Raw genomic sequence first — 17,822 nt, 5'->3', positions numbered from 1 at the left:
GCCCGGAATGTCATCAACAGCTTTTAGAGGAAATGTTACAGCGCTACAAAAACAAAGGAAAAATAATGAAAACTTATATAGCCGGCCCAATGACGGGCTATGACAACTTTAACCGAGACGCTTTTCACGCAAAGGCTGATCAACTGAAAGGGCAGGGACATTATGTGTTAAATCCGGCCACTCTTCCGGATGGGTTGACTCAAGCTGAATATATGGACATCTGTTTCGCGATGATCCGCGCAGCAGAGGCGGTTTATTTCCTGCCTAAATGGGAAGAGTCTGAAGGCGCGGTAGCAGAATATCATTACGCTAAGAAAATTGGTTTGAAGCTGATTTGCGCTGAAACTCTGGTTTCTTTGGCTGCGTAGCGGGGTTTTGATGGAATGACGACACTACCAACAGGAACCAACCCGCTTGTCGGCAATTCTTATTTGCTAGAGTTCTTCGTTAAGCCAGAAGTGATAAATGCGCTGGGTATAGATTTTTTGTCTTGGGTGGCATGTATTCAGCATTGTCAGGCCGCAGACGGTGGGTACTGCGATAAGAACCTGACGGTTAAAGTGCTGGATAAGGGGGCCGTCAGGTTGTGCTGGCACCACGACAACATGGAGAGTCATCCTGATGAGCTGGCAGTTTTGGCAAATCAAAACCGAATGTTATGGGCACTTGAGCGTGTTCAGAGCCAACTTAGGGAGCCGCAGCCGGTGAGCCTGTCTTCTGTATTGTGGTGGGCGGTTAAGAATGGTGTGTATGAATATCTTCCGTCCGGTCTGCTGGATGAGGTTTTTCAGCGCAAAGAAGAGCGCCGTTGGGTGGGGAATGGCTATAAATCTACTGGCGTCCGCTATACCGAAACCGTTCACGAACAACTGGAACGTCTGGCTCAACCTGTCAACAACACAATTTAAAAGGCGTTGGTCCTCAACGCCATTCAGTGAGCAGTCCGCTCAGTTTCCTGTTTCTGTTTCTCTATTCCAATGGAGGTGAATGATGGCTACTCATGTCGTCAGTTTTTCCGATTCTGCAATTCGCCGGCTTTCTGCCAATGAAGAAGTTACTCAGCTGCGAGATCCCAGATATAGCCTGCGGTTTCGGTATGGCAAAGATCGTCAAACCGGCAGTTGGTATTTGTACAAATGCGTTAAAGGGCGTGAGGTTTGGAGGAAGATTGGCAACTGGCCTCAATTAAAAACCAAAGATGTGGTCAATAAACTGCCTGATATTGAATCACGGTTAGTGACCGATCCTGAAATAGAGACTGTGACCGATGAGCTCACGAGTGTGGCTGATCTGCTGTGCTGGTATCGGGACCGTAGCAAGACGGACAGAAACCTTGGGCGTTCCCGGCGCAGTACTATCCGATGGGCGATTAACCGGCATTTACTTCCCCGCATTGGCTCACTCAGCCTTGAGGATGTGAACCACGCCGAGCTGGATGAACTGCTGTTTTGGGCAATGCAGGAAAACTATTCCAATGCGACGGTTCGTTCTGTCTGGAATGTGCTGAAGCAGGCAATGAAGCGTGCCCATAAGTTAAAGCATATCGTTGTTAATCCAATTGCGGGGTATCAGTTCAGTGATTTTATTGACCAGAGTATTTCCGCGAAAACGACAGAGATTCATCCGCATCAGATCCCGGATGTGTTGCATCAGATCGAGTCTGCAGCTAAGCCGGGTCAGATTCTTAGCTTGTTGATGCTGCTGCATGGTACCCGTATTGGTGAAACCCGTGTAGCAAAGTGGGAACAGATTAGTTTTGAAACTGAACGCTGGCATATCCCGGCTAAGAATACGAAAACCAAACGAGCGCATGAGTTACCGTTAACTCAGCTGGCTATTAATATTCTGAGATCATACCGACAGTGGCAAAAAGAGCAGGGTTACGCCGGGGCGTTCCTGTTTCCGAATCAACCTAAGCGAGGGCCTATCAATAATAATGTGGCAAATGAATGGATCCGCGATGTTAGCGGTGGCGAGTGGCGGAGTCATTCCCTGAGGAAAGCAGCACGTACTGCCTGGATGGATTTGGGTATTGATTACATGGTCGGCGAAATGCTGTTAAACCACACCATGAGCAAGCTTGACCAGGCTTATATTCATACTTTTGCTGAGAAGCAGAAAAGCCAGGCTTTAGCTCAGTATCACGACTGGTTTATTGCTGAGAATGACTTTTTAAAAACGCATCTAGTCCGAGATATTACCGAGATAGAGAGAATGACTGACAAGAGCGCAGCCTAGATACCAAAAGGCATTAGGCTGCTTTTTCGGTTTTATCACAGAGGACAATAATTATTTATTATTTCCCCATTGATGATTCAATATGTCTTCTGGATTTGTGGTTAAAATAGATGTGTCCAAATCTGGACGCATCTCTTCAGCCTCTTCAACCAGAATTGCTTTCTGCCGAAAAGTGGTTCAAAATCTACCCATCATGTAAAGCCTCGTCCAAAAGACGGGGCTTTTTTTATGCGCGCAATTTGGGTGTGAGTAATGAGAGATATGCTTGATAAGTTTACGGCTTACATAGTTTACCTTATCAGTGGCTGTGGGGCGTTTTTGTCTGCGCTATCGATAGAATGGTGGCAGTTCATCAGCAGCCTGATACTGGGTATTGCCATGCTGGTAATCAACTACCGTCACAAGAAAGAAATCGAGAGGATCGCCCGGGATAAGGGAGTTAATATCGATGAGGTATAACAAACTCATCGGCTCGGTTCTGTTTGGCGCTATCGCGGTAACTGGCACATTTGAAGGGTTAAGGAACGAGCCTTATCAGGATATCGGCGGTGTTCTTACCGCCTGCTATGGCGAAACAGAAGGGATCCGGCAGAACGATAACTTTACGGATATGCAATGTGCTCAATTACTGGCTGTCTCACTCAGCTATCACAATGAGCCCTTAGAAGCGCTTAATTACCAGCTATCCCCAAACGTTCATATCGCCACGCTGGATTTCACCTATAACCTCGGCACCAATGCCTTAAAGCGGTCCACGCTCTACAAGAAGCTCAAAAACAAACAGGATGCCTGCAGTGAGTTTAACCGCTGGGTGTATGCGGCGGGACGGGATTGTCGCCTGGAAGAGAATAATTGCTACGGGATAGTGGTCCGCCGGGACATCGAGACTCGGCTGTGTACCGGCGAGTTATCAGTGAAAGAAGCGTTGAAGTTACTGGGTCACGCTGAAACCGATAAGCAGGTGTTAAGTGATTTATAGATTCCTGACTTTCGGCGTTTTTGCGGCAGTTCTGGCCGTTATTGCTGTGATGGGTTATCAGGTTAAATCACTCAGTGACAAGAACGACGATCTAACAACCCGGTTAGCTCAATCAAAACTGCAATCCACTATGCAGGCCAACATCATCAATCAATTCTCTGCAGACCGTGAATACATGGACCAGCTTCTTACCGAAAGAGCCATTCGCTCAGCCAAGGAGAAGAGTAAGTTAAATGAAACCATCAAGAACCTTAAAGACGATATACGCAATATCCAGTGCACTATTCCTCAGTCCATTACTGACCAGCTGCGCGAGCCCTACTGAGACTGTTGTCCAGACAGAATATATCTTACCGCCTGCTGGGTTAGTCGTTCCCTGTGAGAAGCCTGCGGTAATCGGCACCTGGCCAGAAGTGGTGACAGAAGATATCCCTAAATTGAAATCAGCGCTGGGTGAGTGCGCCACTCAGGCTGATGAGTACCTGAAATGGCGAAAGCAGAGGGAAGACTCTGGTTAGCAACAGTGAATAGCGCATTAAATAACTTTGGCATAACAGAGGCTCATTTTCGGATGGGCCTCGATTATGTTTAAGGAGTAACGCAAGATGATGAAATTCTCTGAAGCGTGGAAACGCTGGTCATTCAAAGCCGCTGTAATTGCAGCCCTGTTAAACGTAGTTCTTATTTTCCTTCCGTTCTTTCAGATGAGCATTAGCCCGGTAACTTATGCGACAGTAAACGCCGTACTGATGGTTGTTATCGCTATTCTTCGCGTGTGGCCGCAATCGGCATTAGCGGATGAGTAACAGAACAGGGAAAGTAACCGGGATTGTTGGCTATAACGGCAAGAGTGCCAGAGTCGTTATTCATTCGGGTAGAATCATCACAGTAAGAACTTCGCATAAACCAATTATCGGTGATTGGGTTGTGGAAGGTGAGTTAAGCAGAGAGTTATCTATCAAACATGGCAAAGAATGACTGGGCGGCATTACAGAAACAGTTTGAACGTGACCATGAGCGGTACGGGACCAGCGCAAAGGACTGGTGTGACAAGAAAGGCCTGAATTATCAGACTGCACGAAGGCACATTAAGGTGCGCAAAATTGCGCAAAACGACAGTGCGCAATCTGCGCAAAAGGGGAAACCGCGCGGTAAAAATGCGCAAACTGCGCAGGGTCGGAAAAATTCAGATAAGAAAAAGAGTTCGACAAAAAACTTACAGAAAAACAAATCAGACAGCCCAAACTCCACGCCTACCGATCCAAAGGATCGCAACATGGCGGAAAGGGATGCGGCCGGAAGGTTTAAGCCTGGGCATTCTCTGTCGGTTGGGAATAGTGGTAATCCTGAACCGAGTTGCTCGTTTGAACCAGGGAATCAGCTGAGAAGGAAGGGGGGGATTTATGCCAGGTACTTTCCTGAGTCTAAGCAGGCGATGTTTGATTTTAGCGAGTGTGCCACGCTGGAAGATGAGCTGATATTGACGAGAACCCGGCTTCAGGCGGGTATTGAATATCTCGGTAAGATTTCAGAAGACCTGCAGAACGCCACTGCTATGGAGGAGAAAATTTCTCTGTATGACAGCTACCAGAAAACTGAGAACCGAATTGATGTTCTTACGGCGCGTATTGAGTCAATAACGAAAACGCTATCCAACTTAGGTATTGATGTGGTGACCAGAGAAAAGATTGTTCAGGACACCAAACGAATCAAAAACGCTTCACGCAAACTGGGGCTTGAAGCTGACGAACTACAGAACAAAGGCAAAGCAGACGATACGCCAATCAGCGATATCGTTGCTGAAATTCAATCCATGGGTAAATCTGGGTTAATGAGTGAGAGTTAAAAATAATGGTTGATACTACCGATATAACAGCGCTGCAAACGTCCGTTCAAGACCTGATGACACAGACAATGGACCTGTTGGAGCAATACGCCACGCTTAAAGCGGCCACGCAGCAAGCGTTATCAGTGGCGAGTAATGGTGATTCTACTTATGCCTTGGCTGCGTATGAATCTCTGCAAAGAGTAGAGGCGGCAATGGAATCATTAGCCGAAGAGTCGATTGCATTTGAAACTAAAGCGGCGCTGGATGCTTACACGCCAACGGCTGATGCAAATGGATGTTATCCTATCGCCAAAGTCTGGAATGATGAAACGGATTACAATGGTTATTACGGTTATAACAATGAGGTATGGTCAAAAAGTCCGTACGACCCATTAAAGACGGCGGTTCAAGCGGCGGCGGACTCTTCCATCTCTAACGCGTTGCATTTAGGACAGCCCAATCAGTTTAGCCTAGAACAGTTAGTTGGCACCGAGTTGCCATCGGTCGTCACCGGAACGGCATCAGCTTCAAAAATTAATGGAGTATCCTGTTTGACGCTGGATTCAGACGAAACAGGCGTCTTGTATGGTTACTATCGTTTCGATGCTTCTGTATTTTCATCTGGAGTCGTTTCTACCTCGCTCATGGTTGCGAATGCTCCTGCTGGAACCACTGGAGAAATAGCACTGATTGAGCGAGATTCGTCGTTCGACATTCTGTCAGATAACGCCATACTGACAGGGAGAACAACGGCGGTTTCCAATGAATATTTTGAACTGACTGCCTTAACGTTGAACGCTTCCACTCAGTATGTTGATATTAAAATATACTTTGCAGATACCAGTGAATTATCACAATCAGTTAGTTTTCATTCGATGTGTTTGGTTGAGGGTGATAACCCCATCTTCCGCCTGCCTAATTTGATTGTTGATACGCATGAGAGAACGGAAGTTTTGGAGAGCCGTTCCGATGATGTTGATTATGAGTTAACCGTATTAAAAAGCACGGCAAACGGTGACTATTTGGCAGAAATATTACCGAATATCTATAAGGATTGGTTTAACGCACACCCGGATAAATACTGGTCCACATATACGCCAGAAACAGCATTGATTAACAACCGGGTTTGTTTGCACTTTACTGAAACCGCCTGTTATTCAAAGCCTATCTCTGCTAATGAGTTTGACAGTTCCATTTTCAGTGTGGCCATTCGGTGCGAAAAACGGTCTACGCCGACGTTAGCCGGTCGGATCTTGCTAATCCAATACGCGACGACTGATAACAGTGAAGAAGTGACCAGGGAAACGTTAACTCTGGAAGCTGTTGGCTGGGATGAGTATCAGGATTTTGTGTTTAACTCAATCGAACTAGATGATAGCACCAACCATATAACCATTTGCATTGATGTGTATTCTGATTTTTATGTGTCAGATATTGCTATTGTTGAGGGGGATGTTGCCAGTTATCGACGGGATTCAATCCTGGACAGAATTACTGAGGTTAATGACGTATTGGATTCCTCTGCTGCATTTACTTATCCAAACTTGTTAGATGACATTGATCTTGCTGATGACTATTCAGATGCTGGTACCGGAGATTTATATACAGCGAATCTAAACAATGGCAGCAGGGTATTGGTGGCCGACGATGACAATACTTCTGGTGCTTATAAAGGGCCGAGAGTAAAACGAGATCGTATCAGTGGTGATACGTTTAATGCGGGTTGCACCGTTTTTTATGCTCAGTCTGATAGTGCTAGGGTATTGGTCCAACAACTTGACGCCAATGGTGATGAAATTCGTGACTTGTCCGATGGAAATGGAGACTATCGCATTGAGTTTGATGTTAATCAGGTCTATTCGGGGGAATCCGAAGATGTGGTGGTTACGGATAAGCCAATTGCTGATAATTGTATAAGTCTGCAAATGGCTGTATTTCCCAACGGATCAGGGGTGGTAGTCGGGAAAATGTTCATCCGTGAAGCGGGGAATAAGTTCACTCCATTCACCCCGGAAATCATCATGCACCGACGCCCGGTATATGTCAGCACCGAGGGAGATAATACTAATTTAGGCAGTAAAGACCATCCGGTGGCTAGTGTGGCGGCTGCGATGGCGAAAGGAGCGCATAAAATCATTGTGATGGACGGAATTTATTCCGGTGATGCCCTTTCTGTTGATGGACGTTTGTTTAAATCTGGCGTGGAAGTTATTGCCGACACGAGTGCAATTCCAGTTTGCCGGCAAGGGGTAGAGATCGGCGGATTTCTGGCCTCTGATGGATACACCAACGTATATGAAGCCACGTCGTCCATTCAGCCAGCCCTATGGGATGAGTCGAATCCGTGTGGTTTCGTGTTTGGGAAAAGCATTCCATTTCACGCAATTACATCTGATGTGCGTCATCCATTGCACCGAGGGCGGTCCCATATTAGTCCGCATTATATTTTCAAGCCGGTCTTAAGCCTGGAACTTCTGGAATCGGCCACTGATCCGAGTTGGTTTTACGATTTGGCAACCACTACGTTGTATGTCAACGCCATTACGGATATTGACCCGCTAACCATGACCGTCATTATTCCTGACGGGTACAGTGTTAAAAACTTAGGTCCTCAGCATGATGTGACTATAGTTAATCTTACCTATGAGTTTGCTGGGTTGAAAATGGATGCTGCAGGCCGATTTTATCTGGATAGCGTGATGAATATAGGTTCGCCAGGTGATGGTTTTTCCATTGACAAGACGCATGGTGAGGACCGTTATTGCAGTGTCATCGGTGCGTCAAATGATAACTGGAACTGTCATAATACAGTGGTAGAGACACCGCGTGACGATGGTTATACCAATGTGGCCTCAGTTAGTCATTCTATCGACCCTTATTCAGCCTGGGCGTTTGATGATGGCCGTTCTATCCATGAGCAATCTCATGGTTCGGTTGATGGTGGTCTGTTTGAATTCTGCGGCTCTACCGGTTTTGCACCGGCACAAGGGGCAGAAGAAACCATTCGACATGCTCATGTTCGGGATTGTGGCTGGGAGAACGATCGAGAGGGTGGCATTGCGGTTGTCAATGATGTTCAAGACGATGGCCATTACACGGTGTGTAATGCTCACAATGTTTTGGTTGAACGCTGTCGGGTTGGCTTTAGTGTGCTTAAGGATGATGGCATTTTAAACCTGTATAACACCAGAACCAAAGACTGTACGGATGCATCTATCAATGCCGAAGCGGGTCTGACCAATCTGTTTGATCATAAAGACAGTGGCTCACCAGCGAGAATTTCTGGCGATGGTACCGTGAATGATGAAACGTGGAGTTAATCTATGTCAGAAGCTTTAACTCAATACCACGCCAGTGCCACGAACGACGACAAATTCATCACTCTGGAGCTATCTTCCAGCGCCTCACCGCGCCGCTTGAAGATGATTGAACTAAATATACTTGATGCGTAGTAGTCTAGATGCAAGAAACCGACATCATCAAAGCCCACCTATCAGACAAATGGTGGCGCTTAGACAACCTCTACATGATAGAAAACGAACAGGGGAAACTTGTTCGTTTTCGTTTAAGGCCAGCGCAAAAGCTATTGTTTCAAATGATGTGGTACCTCAACATCATTCTGAAAGCGAGGCAGATAGGGTTCTCTACCGCGATTGATATCTACCTGCTGGATGAGTCCTTGTTTAACGACAACCTGAAATGCGGGATTATTGCTCAGGATAAAAATGCAGCCGGTGAAATATTCAGGACAAAGATAGAAATACCCTTCGATAACTTACCACCCTGGTTAAAGTCCAGATTCAAGATTAAGTCGCGCCGTTCCGGTTCAACAGGAGGCGCGATTTTTTTTGAACATGGCTCAAGCATTCAGGTGGCCACATCGTTTCGTTCTGGTACGGTTCAGCGCCTGCATATTTCTGAGCATGGGAAGATATGTGCGAAGTATCCGGAGAAGGCAAAGGAAGTAAGAACCGGTACCTTAAACGCCATTCATGAAGACTGTATCGCCTTTATTGAATCCACCGCTGAAGGTGTCGGCGGTGACTATCACTCCATGTGTATGCGAGCTATGGAGCTGGGCCGAGGTGGCGTTGACCTTTCAAAGCTTGAATGGAAGTTCCACTTCTTTGCATGGTGGCAAGACCCAAAGTATCGCTCACCGGTTCCTAAGCGTGGTTTAGTGCTCGGAAAAGTTCATAAGGAGTATTTTGCTGCTGTTGAGAAATCGATGGGCAGACCTCTGGATGATGAGCAAAAGCAGTGGTACGTGCTCAAAGAAGCCGACCAGGGCGAAGAAATGAAGCAGGAATTCCCATCAACGCCACTTGAGGCGTTTTTGGTTTCTGGTCGCCGGGTATTCAATGCGATTGATGCCATGAATGCCGAGGCTGACTGCGAAGCTCCGTTGATTGTTTACGATATGGAACCAATGACCGGCAATAAAACCAAAGCAGCGAAGCCGGATAAACTGGATGAGAAAGGCCAGAAAACCCTTCATAACATGTTGCTGATATGGGAGCTGCCGGACGAAGAGGAAGACTACGCCATAGGTGTGGATATTGCGGAAGGTTTGGAACATGGGGACAGATCCAGTATCGATGTCGTGAAGAAATCCACAGGCGAGCAGGTGGCTCATTGGTTTGGTCATATCGATGTCGAGCTCTTGGCGCATTTAGCCAAGCATATCGGCACCTGGTACAACAAAGCGTTTATTGGTCCTGAGCGTAATAACCATGGTCACGCCTTTATCCTGGCTCTGAAAGACATCTATCCAGGTAGCCGAATTTACGCCGAGCAGTACATTGACCGGGAAGATGAAGACGAAACCGTTAAGCTAGGCTGGCTAACCACTAAGCATAGCAAGCCTATCCTCACTGAAGGCTTTAAAACTTTACTCAAGAACGGAATTTCCGGGATCCGCTGGATTGGTACCGCTTCTGAAGTCCACACCTACGTTTACGACAAAAAAGGCAGCATGAATGCCCAAACCGGCTGCTTTGATGACCAGCTCATGAGCTACATGATTGCTCAGGAAATGAGAGCAAGAATGCCAGCAAGACCGAAGAAAGACGATTCATCACGAGATAAAAAACACTGGATGGCGCACTAATGACCGTTGCACTGAAAAAGAAAATAGTAGACCAAGATAAGCTGCTGGATTTGTTGTCTGATATTGATGGTCAGCCGAACTGGCGCAGCAAAGCTAAAATGGCTCATGCCTATTACGATGGGGACCAGTTACCTGCAGAAGTGGTCGAAGTGCTGCGGGATAGAGGCCAGCCGGAAACCATGCACAATCTGGTCGCTCCGGCCATTGATGGCGTGTTGGGGATGGAAGCCAAGACCCGGACTGATTTGATGGTGATGGCCGATGACCCAGACGAACAGATGGAAACGTTAGCCGAGGCGGTTAATGCTGAGTTCTCGGATGCAGCTCGATTAGCTAGGCTGGATAAGGCTCGTTCAGATGCGTATTCGAATCAGATTAAATGTGGAATCGGGTTTGTAGAGGCTTATCGAAATCCAGATCCTTTTGGTCCACGATACAAAGTGAAGAATGTGCCAAGGGATGAAATCTACTGGGACTGGTTTTCTAACGAAGCAGACTGGTCAGATTGTCGCTGGGTAATGCGTCAGCGCTGGATTGATATTGATGAGCTTACGTCACTGGTGCCGAATAAAGCTAAGGTGTTGGATCTGGCAGCGAATGACTTCAAAGGGTTTGTGGATACGGAGCTGGTTGATGGTCAGGATCCACTACTGGTGAGTGCATGGGAAGAGTACAACAGCTGGACCCGGGAGCAGACCGAATATCTCAGCCAGAACCGGAAGCGGATTAAACTGCAGATCATCTATATCCGTAAATATGAGCGAATGATGGTGCTAAGGTTTGGTAACGGCCGGGTGATTCAGTACAAGTCTGATTTTATTCCGCATCAGGTAGCGTTAGCGCTGGGTAAAGCTCAACTTGAAAACGCTTCTGTCAGTAAAATCTATGAAAGCTGGTTTGCTGGCCCTCATCATTTAGGTGACCGTGAGTGTCAGGCTCCCAATGGTATGTATCCAATTGTGCCGTTCTTTGGTTACCGGAAGGACAGTAACGGCGAGCCGTATGGATTGATTGCCCGGGCAATTCCCGCTCAGAACGAAGTGAACCTGCGTAGGATTAAGCTTACCTGGCTGCTGCAGGCTAAACGGGTGATCATGGATGAAGATGCCACCAATATGACTACAAAGCAGGTATTGGAAGAGGTTGAACGTGCTGATGGCCTGATTAAACTGAATCCGGATAGACGAAATAAGAAAACGATATCCGAAGCGCTTCAGGTTCAACAAGATTTCAACGTGGCAGCTCAGCAATTCACCGTAATGCAGGAATCCATGAAGCTCATTCAGGATACCATGGGGATTTACTCTGCATTCTTGGGGCAGGAAGGTGGTGCGGATTCAGGGGTTGCCATTGCTAACCTTGTTGAGCAGGGCGCAACGACTCTGGCTGAGATAAATGATAACTACCGCTTTGGTTGTCAGTTGGTCGGGGAATTGCTGCTAGGTTACATTCTCGAAGATATGAAGGTTCACCGGAACCGGGAGATAGTGATTAACCGGGATGATGTCCATAAGCGTAAGACCGTTGTCATTAATCAGGAAACCGAAGAAGGCTTAACGAACGATATTACCCGGCTTCGTGCTCACATCACTCTGGCACCAATTCAACAGACTACAGCGTATAAGTCTCAGCTTGCCGATCGCATGATGAAACTGACCGCTCAGTTACCACCACAGGTACAGGCCGCAGTTATCGACCTGGTGGCTGAGTTATCCGACATTCCGAATAAGCCTGAATTTATGGAGCGAGTTCGCGGTGCACTGAATATCCCGAAAGACCAGGAAGATATGACGCCGGAAGAACAGCAGGCATTCATGGCGCAGAAGCAGCAGGAACAAGAGCAAATGGCTCTGGCTATGCGTGAAATGTCTGCAAAGGTTGAAAAGCTGGAAGCCGAAGCAGCTAAAGTTAAAGCCGGTGCTGATGGCCAGCGCTATGATGACGCCAAGAAGCAGGCTGAAACCGCCATGATCCTGAAAAAGATGGAACAGCTAACCCAAGAAATTACCGTAATGAGAGGGCAGTTTGAGCAGAACCTACAGCAGCAAATTGATGCGATAGCGTTGTAAGTAACTCAGAATTGCTTTCTGCCGAAAACTAGTTCACAATTTCCCCATCGTGCGAAACCCTGCCTTTTTAGGCGGGGTTTTTTATTGGGCGCAATTCAGGAATTGAAAAATGACAGTTAAAAGTGTGTTAGCAGTGGCTTTGGGTTCAGAGCCTGAAGGTATGGTTCATATCTCGAACTTTATGCGTGACTACCTCTGCACCAAGGAAGTTAAGGCTGCACGTATTATCGCTATCGGTCACGTTGATAATGGTATGGATATCACTATCGCTGACCCTATGGATGAAAGTATTCACGCTCCGTATTCGCTGACTCTGGATATGATTGCCCGGTATACGCCAAGGGTGGGTGATTACCTGGTGCTGTATTCTGATGACTATGTTTCTGTTAGTCCGAAAGATGCCTTTGAAAGCGGCTATATCATGTTTGGTGAGATGGAGCCGCAGACCAAAGTCGAGAAATCCCATATTGATGCATTGGTCGCTTCATTGGAATTCAAGTTCGCTCGTGTTGAAGACACAACAGTGACTGGCTGTTGGGCTTATCTGCCAAATGGTTTTAAAGTTGGCTATGGTGAATCTGCCTGCGTGGACCCGAATAACTTCAATGAAGCGGATGGTCAAAAATATGCTAAAGAACGCTGCATTCAGAATGCGACCAATAAGCTTTGGGAGTTGGAAGGTTATCTACCGAAGGTAACGGGAGCTACCAGTAATCCGTCTATTTGCTTTGATGAAGAAGAAATCCAGTCAAAAGAAAGCAATCGCCCAGGCTTCAGGTTTTATGAAAGTAAGCCGACAATAAGAGAGGCTTATCAGATTCGGGTTGATGACTTTTTTGAACCATTAGTTGGTTCGTCAGAATCGTCAGGCAGAATGAAAATCAAAATTGGTGGTATTGATTACACCTTTGCATATCATGAGCCGGTTAAGGCTGGCGACTACGTGGTATTCCTGACTGAAAGTGATATTTACCACTGTAATAAAGAAGTGTTTGCTGAGCGCAATATCATTTAATAACGAGTCAAACCAATGAATAACCGGAGGCTAACGCTTCCGGTTTTTTTATGCCTGTGAGTCAGGTGGCTTTTACGAGAGCTACCGAGCGCACAGACAGCGATACGTCTACACAGGAGAGAAAGCAATATGAGTCTAGAAGACTTCGAACTAACCGGTAACGAAACACCAGAAGAAATTGAGGCAATGCTCGATCAACTCGAAACTGACGAGTTGGAGATTGATGACGCAGCAGAACCTGAAACTAAAACGACTACTACTGATGAACCTACAGTCGATAACACTGAAGAGTCGGCGTCTTCAGAGGAAGAAGCAGAAGAGTCGGGTGAGGATGAAACACCTAAAGGGGTACAGGCCAAAGATGGCGAGAACATTATCCCTTATGACGTTCTTGAGCAGCAACGTGAAGCGAATAAGCAATTGCAGCAGCAGCTTGAAGAACTGCAGGCTGAGAAATCAGGCTGGCAGGACAAAGAGCGTCTATTCGAACTTCGCAATAAGCAGCTTGAAGAGTTAGGCGTTGATCCAGCAGACCTACCGGAAAACTTTAAAGTAACTGATGAACAGTTAGATGCCTTAGCCGATGACTACCCAGATATCGGAAAGGTAATTCGTGGCCTCGTAGCCAAAGTTAATACGTTTGAACAGCCAAGCAAGGTTGAACAATCCAGCCAGCCACAAGAGCCGTCAAATCCGGTAGCCGATGCTATTGCGGAGAATAGCGACCTAAGTGGTTGGAAGAAAGAAGGCGGCGATCTTTGGAATAAAGCAATCGAAGTTGATGACCAATTGCAGACCGATCCGAAATGGCAAGACAAGCCATTAGCTGAACGTTTCGCGGAAGTGGCGAAAGTAGTGAAAGAGCAAACTGCTCAGGCTACTAAGCAGCAAGAAGCAGACGCAAAGCAAAAGGCGAAACAGGAAGAGGATAATCTCAGCGATGCCTTGCCAAATTCGCCTTCAGAAGTGGGGCAGACAACCACGCACCAGCGGTCTAACCGGGAAATTCTTGAATCTGGCAGTGATGCTGATATCGAGGCGGTTTTCTCTGGAATGAACCCAGCTCAAATTGAAGCCCTTCTTTCTGAATTTGACACCTAATTCCGGCGTGTAGACGCCAAATCGTTTAAAAAGCCCCGCCGGTTAAGGCAGGGCTTTTTGTTTGGAGAATTTAGTTATGACAACTATTACCCCAGCGCAGGCCCGAAGAATCCAACAGGCCGCGCTCTTTACTGCGTCACAGCAGAATCGCTCCTTTGTGAATATGTTCACCGAAGAAGCTCCGAAAGTTGCTAAAGGTGATAAAAAAACCGAGCGACAAACATCACCGCATGCACCTATTGTGCGTATCTCTGATCTGAGTAAGTCAGCGGGTGATACCGTTGATATGCAGATTGTTCACAATCTATCTAAACGCCCGACAATGGGTGACCGAAAAATCGAAGGTCGCGGTGAGTCTCTGGACTTCACCGACTTTGAGTTGAAAATTGACCAGGGTCGTCACCAGGTGGATGCCGGCGGTAAAATGAGTCAACAACGTACTGTGCATGATCTGCGTAAGACAGCCCGCACACTTCTTGGCCCTTACTTTAACAACCTGCAAGATCAACGTGCAACGTTCCATCTCGCAGGCGCTCGCGGTGATTTCTTTCAGGATAATATGATTATTCCTCTTGGGAATCATGAAGAGTTTACGGATATCATGATCAATGAACTGTTACCGCCAACTTATGACCGTCACTTCTTTGGTGGTGATTCCACTACCTTTGAAGGTCTGGATGCGGCGGATGTCTTCAGTCTGGAAACTGTAGACAACCTAAGCCTGTATCTGGAAGAGATGGCTCATCCACTTCAACCTGTTCGCTTTAATGGTGATGAGCTAGCGGGTGACGAACCGTTCTATGTGCTGAACGTCACCCCTCGCCAATGGTATGACTGGTCTCAGACCTCCACTTATAAAGACTGGCAACAGTTGGTTGCAGCAGCAATTAACCGCGGCCGCAACTTCAAACACCCTGTGTTTAGCGGTGAATGTGCCATGAAAGGGAATATCCTTGTTCGTAAGTACAAAGGGGCTCCGGTTCGCTTCAACACTGGCTCTACTGTGGATATCTCCGCAAATGATGATGCCGCAACGGTTTCACAGGTAACGGCTGGGACTACCATTGACCGCGCTATCCTGCTTGGTGGCCAGGCTCTTGCAACCGCTTGGGGCAAAACTCAGAACGGTAACCAGTTCTCTATCCATGAAGAAAAAACCGATGCTGGCAACCGCACCGAAATCACCATTGGCTGGATGAATGGTGAGAAGAAAATCCGCTTTAAAGATAAGTCTGGTCGTGTGAATGATCACGGCGTTATCGCACTGGATACAGCGGTAAGTTCAAATTAATAACTGAGCGGCCTGATGGCCGCTTTTGTTTATCTGATTCGGAGAAATAGATCATGGCAAAAATTACAGCCCCAACCATGCATGACCCGATTTATGTCGGAACGCATGGTAATTTGTCCATAGCCAAGGCCAAGGCTGTGCTCGCTGCAGCAGCCGTTGGCGATGTCGTTGAGCTGCTTGAAGTGCCGATCGGTATTGATATGCAAGGTGTTCGCGTATCAACAACTGGTCTTGGTGCCGGAGTCACCGGTACGGTGAAGCTAGGCGATACCACCATTAAGTCCGGTATTGACCTGTCTGCAGACTCGGTAGTCGATATCCCGTGTGATATTTACACGGAAGAAAAGCAGAAGCTGACGGTAACCATTGCCGGAGCGGAAGCAACGGGCACGATTAAGGTTAACCCAACCTACATCGCCAAAGGCTACTAAGCCTGACTCATCAACCATAAGGGGCGCATTGCGTCCCTTTTCTTTTTGGAGAAAGAACAATGAGCAAAGTCGCCATTGCCTATATTGGTCCAAAGCCAACCAAAAAAGACACGATCACCGGCTCGCGTCAGGTGTTCCCCCGCATGAAAGCCATTGAAGTGGACGAAGCGACCGCCGCGAACCTGCTGCGTTTCCCTACGGTATTTGTTGAAGCGGAAAAGCTGGATGAAGTGAAGAAAGCTCAGGAAGCGGAAACGAAAGCCAAAGCCGAAGCTGCAGAACTGGCGAAAGCGGAGGTAGCCAAAAAAGCCGAAGAAGTGAATTTCACGGTAACCGTAGCCGGTACCGAGTACGACCTGAACAAAATGAACTGCCCTAAAATTGCTGCGCTGCTTGAAGGCGCTGACATCGAACTGGAACCGAAAGGTGCTCAGGAAGGTGCAGACATTTATAAGCTGCGTGTTCGTGATGCTCTGCGCGCTCTGGAAGCGAAAGCTAAAGCCGAAGCGGAGTAAGTTAAATGGAGATGGTTCCTGTCACTGAGTTCTTGTATGAATTCAGGCCTATGGTGTCCGGATTTATGCCGGATCTGTTACCAAGGGCAATCCTGCAATCCGCCAGGCGGTTTTGTAAAGATACTGACCTGTTGTTGTTTGAAACTACTTTGACTGCCGTTACCGCTAATCAGCAGATTGTCATCTCTGACCAGCTGGCATTGGATGGTGTTGATACCACTGGTCTGGTGATGGGAAACATTGTTCGTGTTTCTGGTGATGATGATCAGCTTTATATCGGCGGGGGTTTCTCAGAGCAATCCAAAGGAACCATAACCATTTTTGATGAGGCAGATTCGCTGACTATCAGTGTATCTATGCTGCCGGAGCGGAATGCGTTAGAGCTTCCAGAAACACTACTTGATGACTGGCTGGACGGCATATGTGCTGGCGCGGCCTCCTATCTGTATCAGCTTCCGGAAAATCAGGATCTAAAACTTCATCAGTACCATGAACGTGAGTATGTCGAGCAAATGCGTTCTGCAAAACGCTGGCGGCTAGAGTCACTGTCTCACGCTTCCTTTTCTCCCACTAAACGAAACAGAGAGTTCTTCTAATGGCATTAGTAACTGAAATTATTGCGCGGGTAGCAAGGGAGTTGATCGACAAGAACTTTACCCGCTGGACCGAAGAAACCCACCTAACCAATTTAAACGACGCCATTTCGGCTATTTTGATTGTTCGGCCTGATCTGGGGAGAACAACCAAGACAGACACGGTATCGGCTGGTGTCAGCAAAGTCACACTGCCTGCGACCGCATATAAGCTTCTCGGTGTTAACTGCCTTAATAATTATGCTTTGCAGTTTGTGGATATCTACAGGCTGAATAATAACTATCCGGACTGGCGTACACGCACGGCGGCTCAGCCATTGAACTGGACCCGGAATGATAATGATGAATTTGTATTCTACGTTTATCCTGCACCAACGGCTGACGCAACCATTGAATACGACTACGCAGAGCAAATCCGTGTCGAAGCCACAACAGACCCGTTCCCGCTGTCGCCTATCTATGAGTTGATGGTGTTCGACTACATGATGTATCGGGCCTACTCAAAAGACGGTCAGAATGAAAGTGAAGCGGCCAAGGCGTCAGCCCATTTTCAGGCCTTCCAACTGGCGTTAACCGGCAAAACTCAGACAGATAAAAATGAGTCAGCGAGAATCAAGGCCAGCGAGGCGGTTAGATAATAGGTAGTACGGAT

Annotated in this window: 21 protein-coding genes; all 21 read left to right on the top strand. The window is 47.2% G+C overall.

Features of this window, described 5'->3' with window-relative positions; genetic code table 11:
* The first annotated feature begins 65 nt into the window (after positions 1-65).
* The 21 genes from DI392_RS00795 (at position 66) to DI392_RS00705 (ending at position 17,808) form a co-directional block, all read left to right on the top strand.
* Positions 66-368: a DUF4406 domain-containing protein gene (locus tag DI392_RS00795; protein ID WP_109318006.1), complete on the top strand. Its 303-nt coding sequence runs from the start codon at positions 66-68 to the stop codon at positions 366-368.
* Between the two features lie 15 nt (positions 369-383).
* The gene (locus DI392_RS00790; RefSeq protein WP_109318005.1) at positions 384-908 is read left to right on the top strand and encodes a DUF968 domain-containing protein; all 525 of its coding nucleotides are present in this window, start codon (positions 384-386) and stop codon (positions 906-908) included.
* 79 nt (positions 909-987) lie between these two features.
* Positions 988-2,238: a tyrosine-type recombinase/integrase gene (locus DI392_RS00785; RefSeq protein WP_109318004.1), complete on the top strand. Its 1,251-nt coding sequence runs from the start codon at positions 988-990 to the stop codon at positions 2,236-2,238.
* Positions 2,239-2,490: 252 nt separating this feature from the next.
* Positions 2,491-2,697: a hypothetical protein gene (locus DI392_RS00780; protein WP_109318003.1), complete on the top strand. Its 207-nt coding sequence runs from the start codon at positions 2,491-2,493 to the stop codon at positions 2,695-2,697.
* Positions 2,687-3,217 carry a lysozyme gene (locus tag DI392_RS00775; RefSeq protein ID WP_109318002.1) on the top strand — a complete coding sequence of 177 codons (531 nt, stop codon included), beginning with the start codon at positions 2,687-2,689 and terminating at the stop codon, positions 3,215-3,217. The genes DI392_RS00780 and DI392_RS00775 overlap by 11 nt, the downstream gene beginning before the upstream one ends.
* On the top strand, positions 3,207-3,542 hold the full coding sequence (locus DI392_RS19465; RefSeq protein WP_146194515.1) for a hypothetical protein: 336 nt from the start codon (positions 3,207-3,209) through the stop codon (positions 3,540-3,542). The genes DI392_RS00775 and DI392_RS19465 overlap by 11 nt, the downstream gene beginning before the upstream one ends.
* Positions 3,451-3,735: an Rz1-like lysis system protein LysC gene (gene lysC / locus DI392_RS19985; protein WP_109318001.1), complete on the top strand. Its 285-nt coding sequence runs from the start codon at positions 3,451-3,453 to the stop codon at positions 3,733-3,735. Before DI392_RS19465 ends, lysC begins: the two co-directional genes overlap by 92 nt.
* Positions 3,736-3,822: 87 nt before the next feature.
* On the top strand, positions 3,823-4,023 hold the full coding sequence (locus tag DI392_RS00765; protein ID WP_109318000.1) for a DUF7940 domain-containing protein: 201 nt from the start codon (positions 3,823-3,825) through the stop codon (positions 4,021-4,023).
* Positions 4,016-4,195 carry a hypothetical protein gene (locus tag DI392_RS00760; RefSeq protein ID WP_109317999.1) on the top strand — a complete coding sequence of 60 codons (180 nt, stop codon included), beginning with the start codon at positions 4,016-4,018 and terminating at the stop codon, positions 4,193-4,195. The genes DI392_RS00765 and DI392_RS00760 overlap by 8 nt, the downstream gene beginning before the upstream one ends.
* Positions 4,182-5,063 (top strand): hypothetical protein, encoded by an 882-nt coding sequence (locus tag DI392_RS00755; protein ID WP_109317998.1) that lies wholly within the window; start codon positions 4,182-4,184, stop codon positions 5,061-5,063. Before DI392_RS00760 ends, DI392_RS00755 begins: the two co-directional genes overlap by 14 nt.
* A gap of 5 nt (positions 5,064-5,068) precedes the next feature.
* Positions 5,069-8,365, top strand: coding sequence for a hypothetical protein (locus tag DI392_RS00750; protein WP_109317997.1), 3,297 nt, complete (start codon positions 5,069-5,071; stop codon positions 8,363-8,365).
* Positions 8,366-8,368: 3 nt separating this feature from the next.
* Positions 8,369-8,497, top strand: a complete 129-nt coding sequence (locus DI392_RS19900; protein WP_281259809.1) for a hypothetical protein — start codon at positions 8,369-8,371, stop codon at positions 8,495-8,497.
* Positions 8,498-8,505: 8 nt separating this feature from the next.
* The gene (locus tag DI392_RS00745) at positions 8,506-10,155 is read left to right on the top strand and encodes a terminase large subunit (RefSeq protein ID WP_109317996.1); all 1,650 of its coding nucleotides are present in this window, start codon (positions 8,506-8,508) and stop codon (positions 10,153-10,155) included.
* Positions 10,155-12,224, top strand: coding sequence for a portal protein (locus DI392_RS00740; RefSeq protein WP_109317995.1), 2,070 nt, complete (start codon positions 10,155-10,157; stop codon positions 12,222-12,224). The genes DI392_RS00745 and DI392_RS00740 overlap by 1 nt, the downstream gene beginning before the upstream one ends.
* A 109-nt stretch (positions 12,225-12,333) precedes the next feature.
* Positions 12,334-13,239, top strand: coding sequence for a Gp49 family protein (locus DI392_RS00735; protein ID WP_245883890.1), 906 nt, complete (start codon positions 12,334-12,336; stop codon positions 13,237-13,239).
* Positions 13,240-13,368: 129 nt separating this feature from the next.
* Positions 13,369-14,340 carry a hypothetical protein gene (locus tag DI392_RS00730; RefSeq protein WP_109317994.1) on the top strand — a complete coding sequence of 324 codons (972 nt, stop codon included), beginning with the start codon at positions 13,369-13,371 and terminating at the stop codon, positions 14,338-14,340.
* A gap of 76 nt (positions 14,341-14,416) precedes the next feature.
* Positions 14,417-15,631: a N4-gp56 family major capsid protein gene (locus DI392_RS00725; RefSeq protein WP_109317993.1), complete on the top strand. Its 1,215-nt coding sequence runs from the start codon at positions 14,417-14,419 to the stop codon at positions 15,629-15,631.
* 53 nt (positions 15,632-15,684) lie between these two features.
* The gene (locus tag DI392_RS00720; protein WP_109317992.1) at positions 15,685-16,062 is read left to right on the top strand and encodes a hypothetical protein; all 378 of its coding nucleotides are present in this window, start codon (positions 15,685-15,687) and stop codon (positions 16,060-16,062) included.
* A 59-nt stretch (positions 16,063-16,121) separates the two neighbouring features.
* The gene (locus DI392_RS00715) at positions 16,122-16,577 is read left to right on the top strand and encodes a hypothetical protein (RefSeq protein WP_109317991.1); all 456 of its coding nucleotides are present in this window, start codon (positions 16,122-16,124) and stop codon (positions 16,575-16,577) included.
* Positions 16,578-16,582: 5 nt separating this feature from the next.
* Positions 16,583-17,173 carry a hypothetical protein gene (locus DI392_RS00710; RefSeq protein WP_109317990.1) on the top strand — a complete coding sequence of 197 codons (591 nt, stop codon included), beginning with the start codon at positions 16,583-16,585 and terminating at the stop codon, positions 17,171-17,173.
* On the top strand, positions 17,173-17,808 hold the full coding sequence (locus tag DI392_RS00705; RefSeq protein WP_109317989.1) for a phage adaptor protein: 636 nt from the start codon (positions 17,173-17,175) through the stop codon (positions 17,806-17,808). Before DI392_RS00710 ends, DI392_RS00705 begins: the two co-directional genes overlap by 1 nt.
* Positions 17,809-17,822: the final 14 nt, after the last annotated feature.

This window comes from Vibrio albus (genome assembly GCF_003144035.1).
Taxonomy (GTDB): domain Bacteria; phylum Pseudomonadota; class Gammaproteobacteria; order Enterobacterales; family Vibrionaceae; genus Vibrio; species Vibrio albus.
The sequence above is the reverse complement of the archived record's forward strand: the minus strand, read 5'-3'. Positions and strand labels throughout refer to the sequence as shown.

Excerpts from the sequence above, each read along its gene's own strand:
- DI392_RS00790 (WP_109318005.1), top strand. The coding sequence starts at position 384 with ATGACGACACTACCAACAGGAACCAACCCGCTTGTCGGCAATTCTTAT.
- DI392_RS00765 (WP_109318000.1), top strand. The coding sequence starts at position 3,823 with ATGATGAAATTCTCTGAAGCGTGGAAACGCTGGTCATTCAAAGCCGCT.
- DI392_RS00755 (WP_109317998.1), top strand. The coding sequence starts at position 4,182 with ATGGCAAAGAATGACTGGGCGGCATTACAGAAACAGTTTGAACGTGAC.
- DI392_RS00760 (WP_109317999.1), top strand. The coding sequence starts at position 4,016 with ATGAGTAACAGAACAGGGAAAGTAACCGGGATTGTTGGCTATAACGGC.
- DI392_RS00720 (WP_109317992.1), top strand. The coding sequence starts at position 15,685 with ATGGCAAAAATTACAGCCCCAACCATGCATGACCCGATTTATGTCGGA.
- DI392_RS00780 (WP_109318003.1), top strand. The coding sequence starts at position 2,491 with ATGAGAGATATGCTTGATAAGTTTACGGCTTACATAGTTTACCTTATC.
- lysC (WP_109318001.1), top strand. The coding sequence starts at position 3,451 with ATGAAACCATCAAGAACCTTAAAGACGATATACGCAATATCCAGTGCA.
- DI392_RS19900 (WP_281259809.1), top strand. The coding sequence starts at position 8,369 with ATGTCAGAAGCTTTAACTCAATACCACGCCAGTGCCACGAACGACGAC.
- DI392_RS00785 (WP_109318004.1), top strand. The coding sequence starts at position 988 with ATGATGGCTACTCATGTCGTCAGTTTTTCCGATTCTGCAATTCGCCGG.
- DI392_RS00705 (WP_109317989.1), top strand. The coding sequence starts at position 17,173 with ATGGCATTAGTAACTGAAATTATTGCGCGGGTAGCAAGGGAGTTGATC.
- DI392_RS00710 (WP_109317990.1), top strand. The coding sequence starts at position 16,583 with ATGGAGATGGTTCCTGTCACTGAGTTCTTGTATGAATTCAGGCCTATG.
- DI392_RS00725 (WP_109317993.1), top strand. The coding sequence starts at position 14,417 with ATGACAACTATTACCCCAGCGCAGGCCCGAAGAATCCAACAGGCCGCG.
- DI392_RS00745 (WP_109317996.1), top strand. The coding sequence starts at position 8,506 with ATGCAAGAAACCGACATCATCAAAGCCCACCTATCAGACAAATGGTGG.
- DI392_RS00750 (WP_109317997.1), top strand. The coding sequence starts at position 5,069 with ATGGTTGATACTACCGATATAACAGCGCTGCAAACGTCCGTTCAAGAC.
- DI392_RS00715 (WP_109317991.1), top strand. The coding sequence starts at position 16,122 with ATGAGCAAAGTCGCCATTGCCTATATTGGTCCAAAGCCAACCAAAAAA.
- DI392_RS00795 (WP_109318006.1), top strand. The coding sequence starts at position 66 with ATGAAAACTTATATAGCCGGCCCAATGACGGGCTATGACAACTTTAAC.
- DI392_RS00775 (WP_109318002.1), top strand. The coding sequence starts at position 2,687 with ATGAGGTATAACAAACTCATCGGCTCGGTTCTGTTTGGCGCTATCGCG.
- DI392_RS00740 (WP_109317995.1), top strand. The coding sequence starts at position 10,155 with ATGACCGTTGCACTGAAAAAGAAAATAGTAGACCAAGATAAGCTGCTG.
- DI392_RS00735 (WP_245883890.1), top strand. The coding sequence starts at position 12,334 with ATGACAGTTAAAAGTGTGTTAGCAGTGGCTTTGGGTTCAGAGCCTGAA.
- DI392_RS00730 (WP_109317994.1), top strand. The coding sequence starts at position 13,369 with ATGAGTCTAGAAGACTTCGAACTAACCGGTAACGAAACACCAGAAGAA.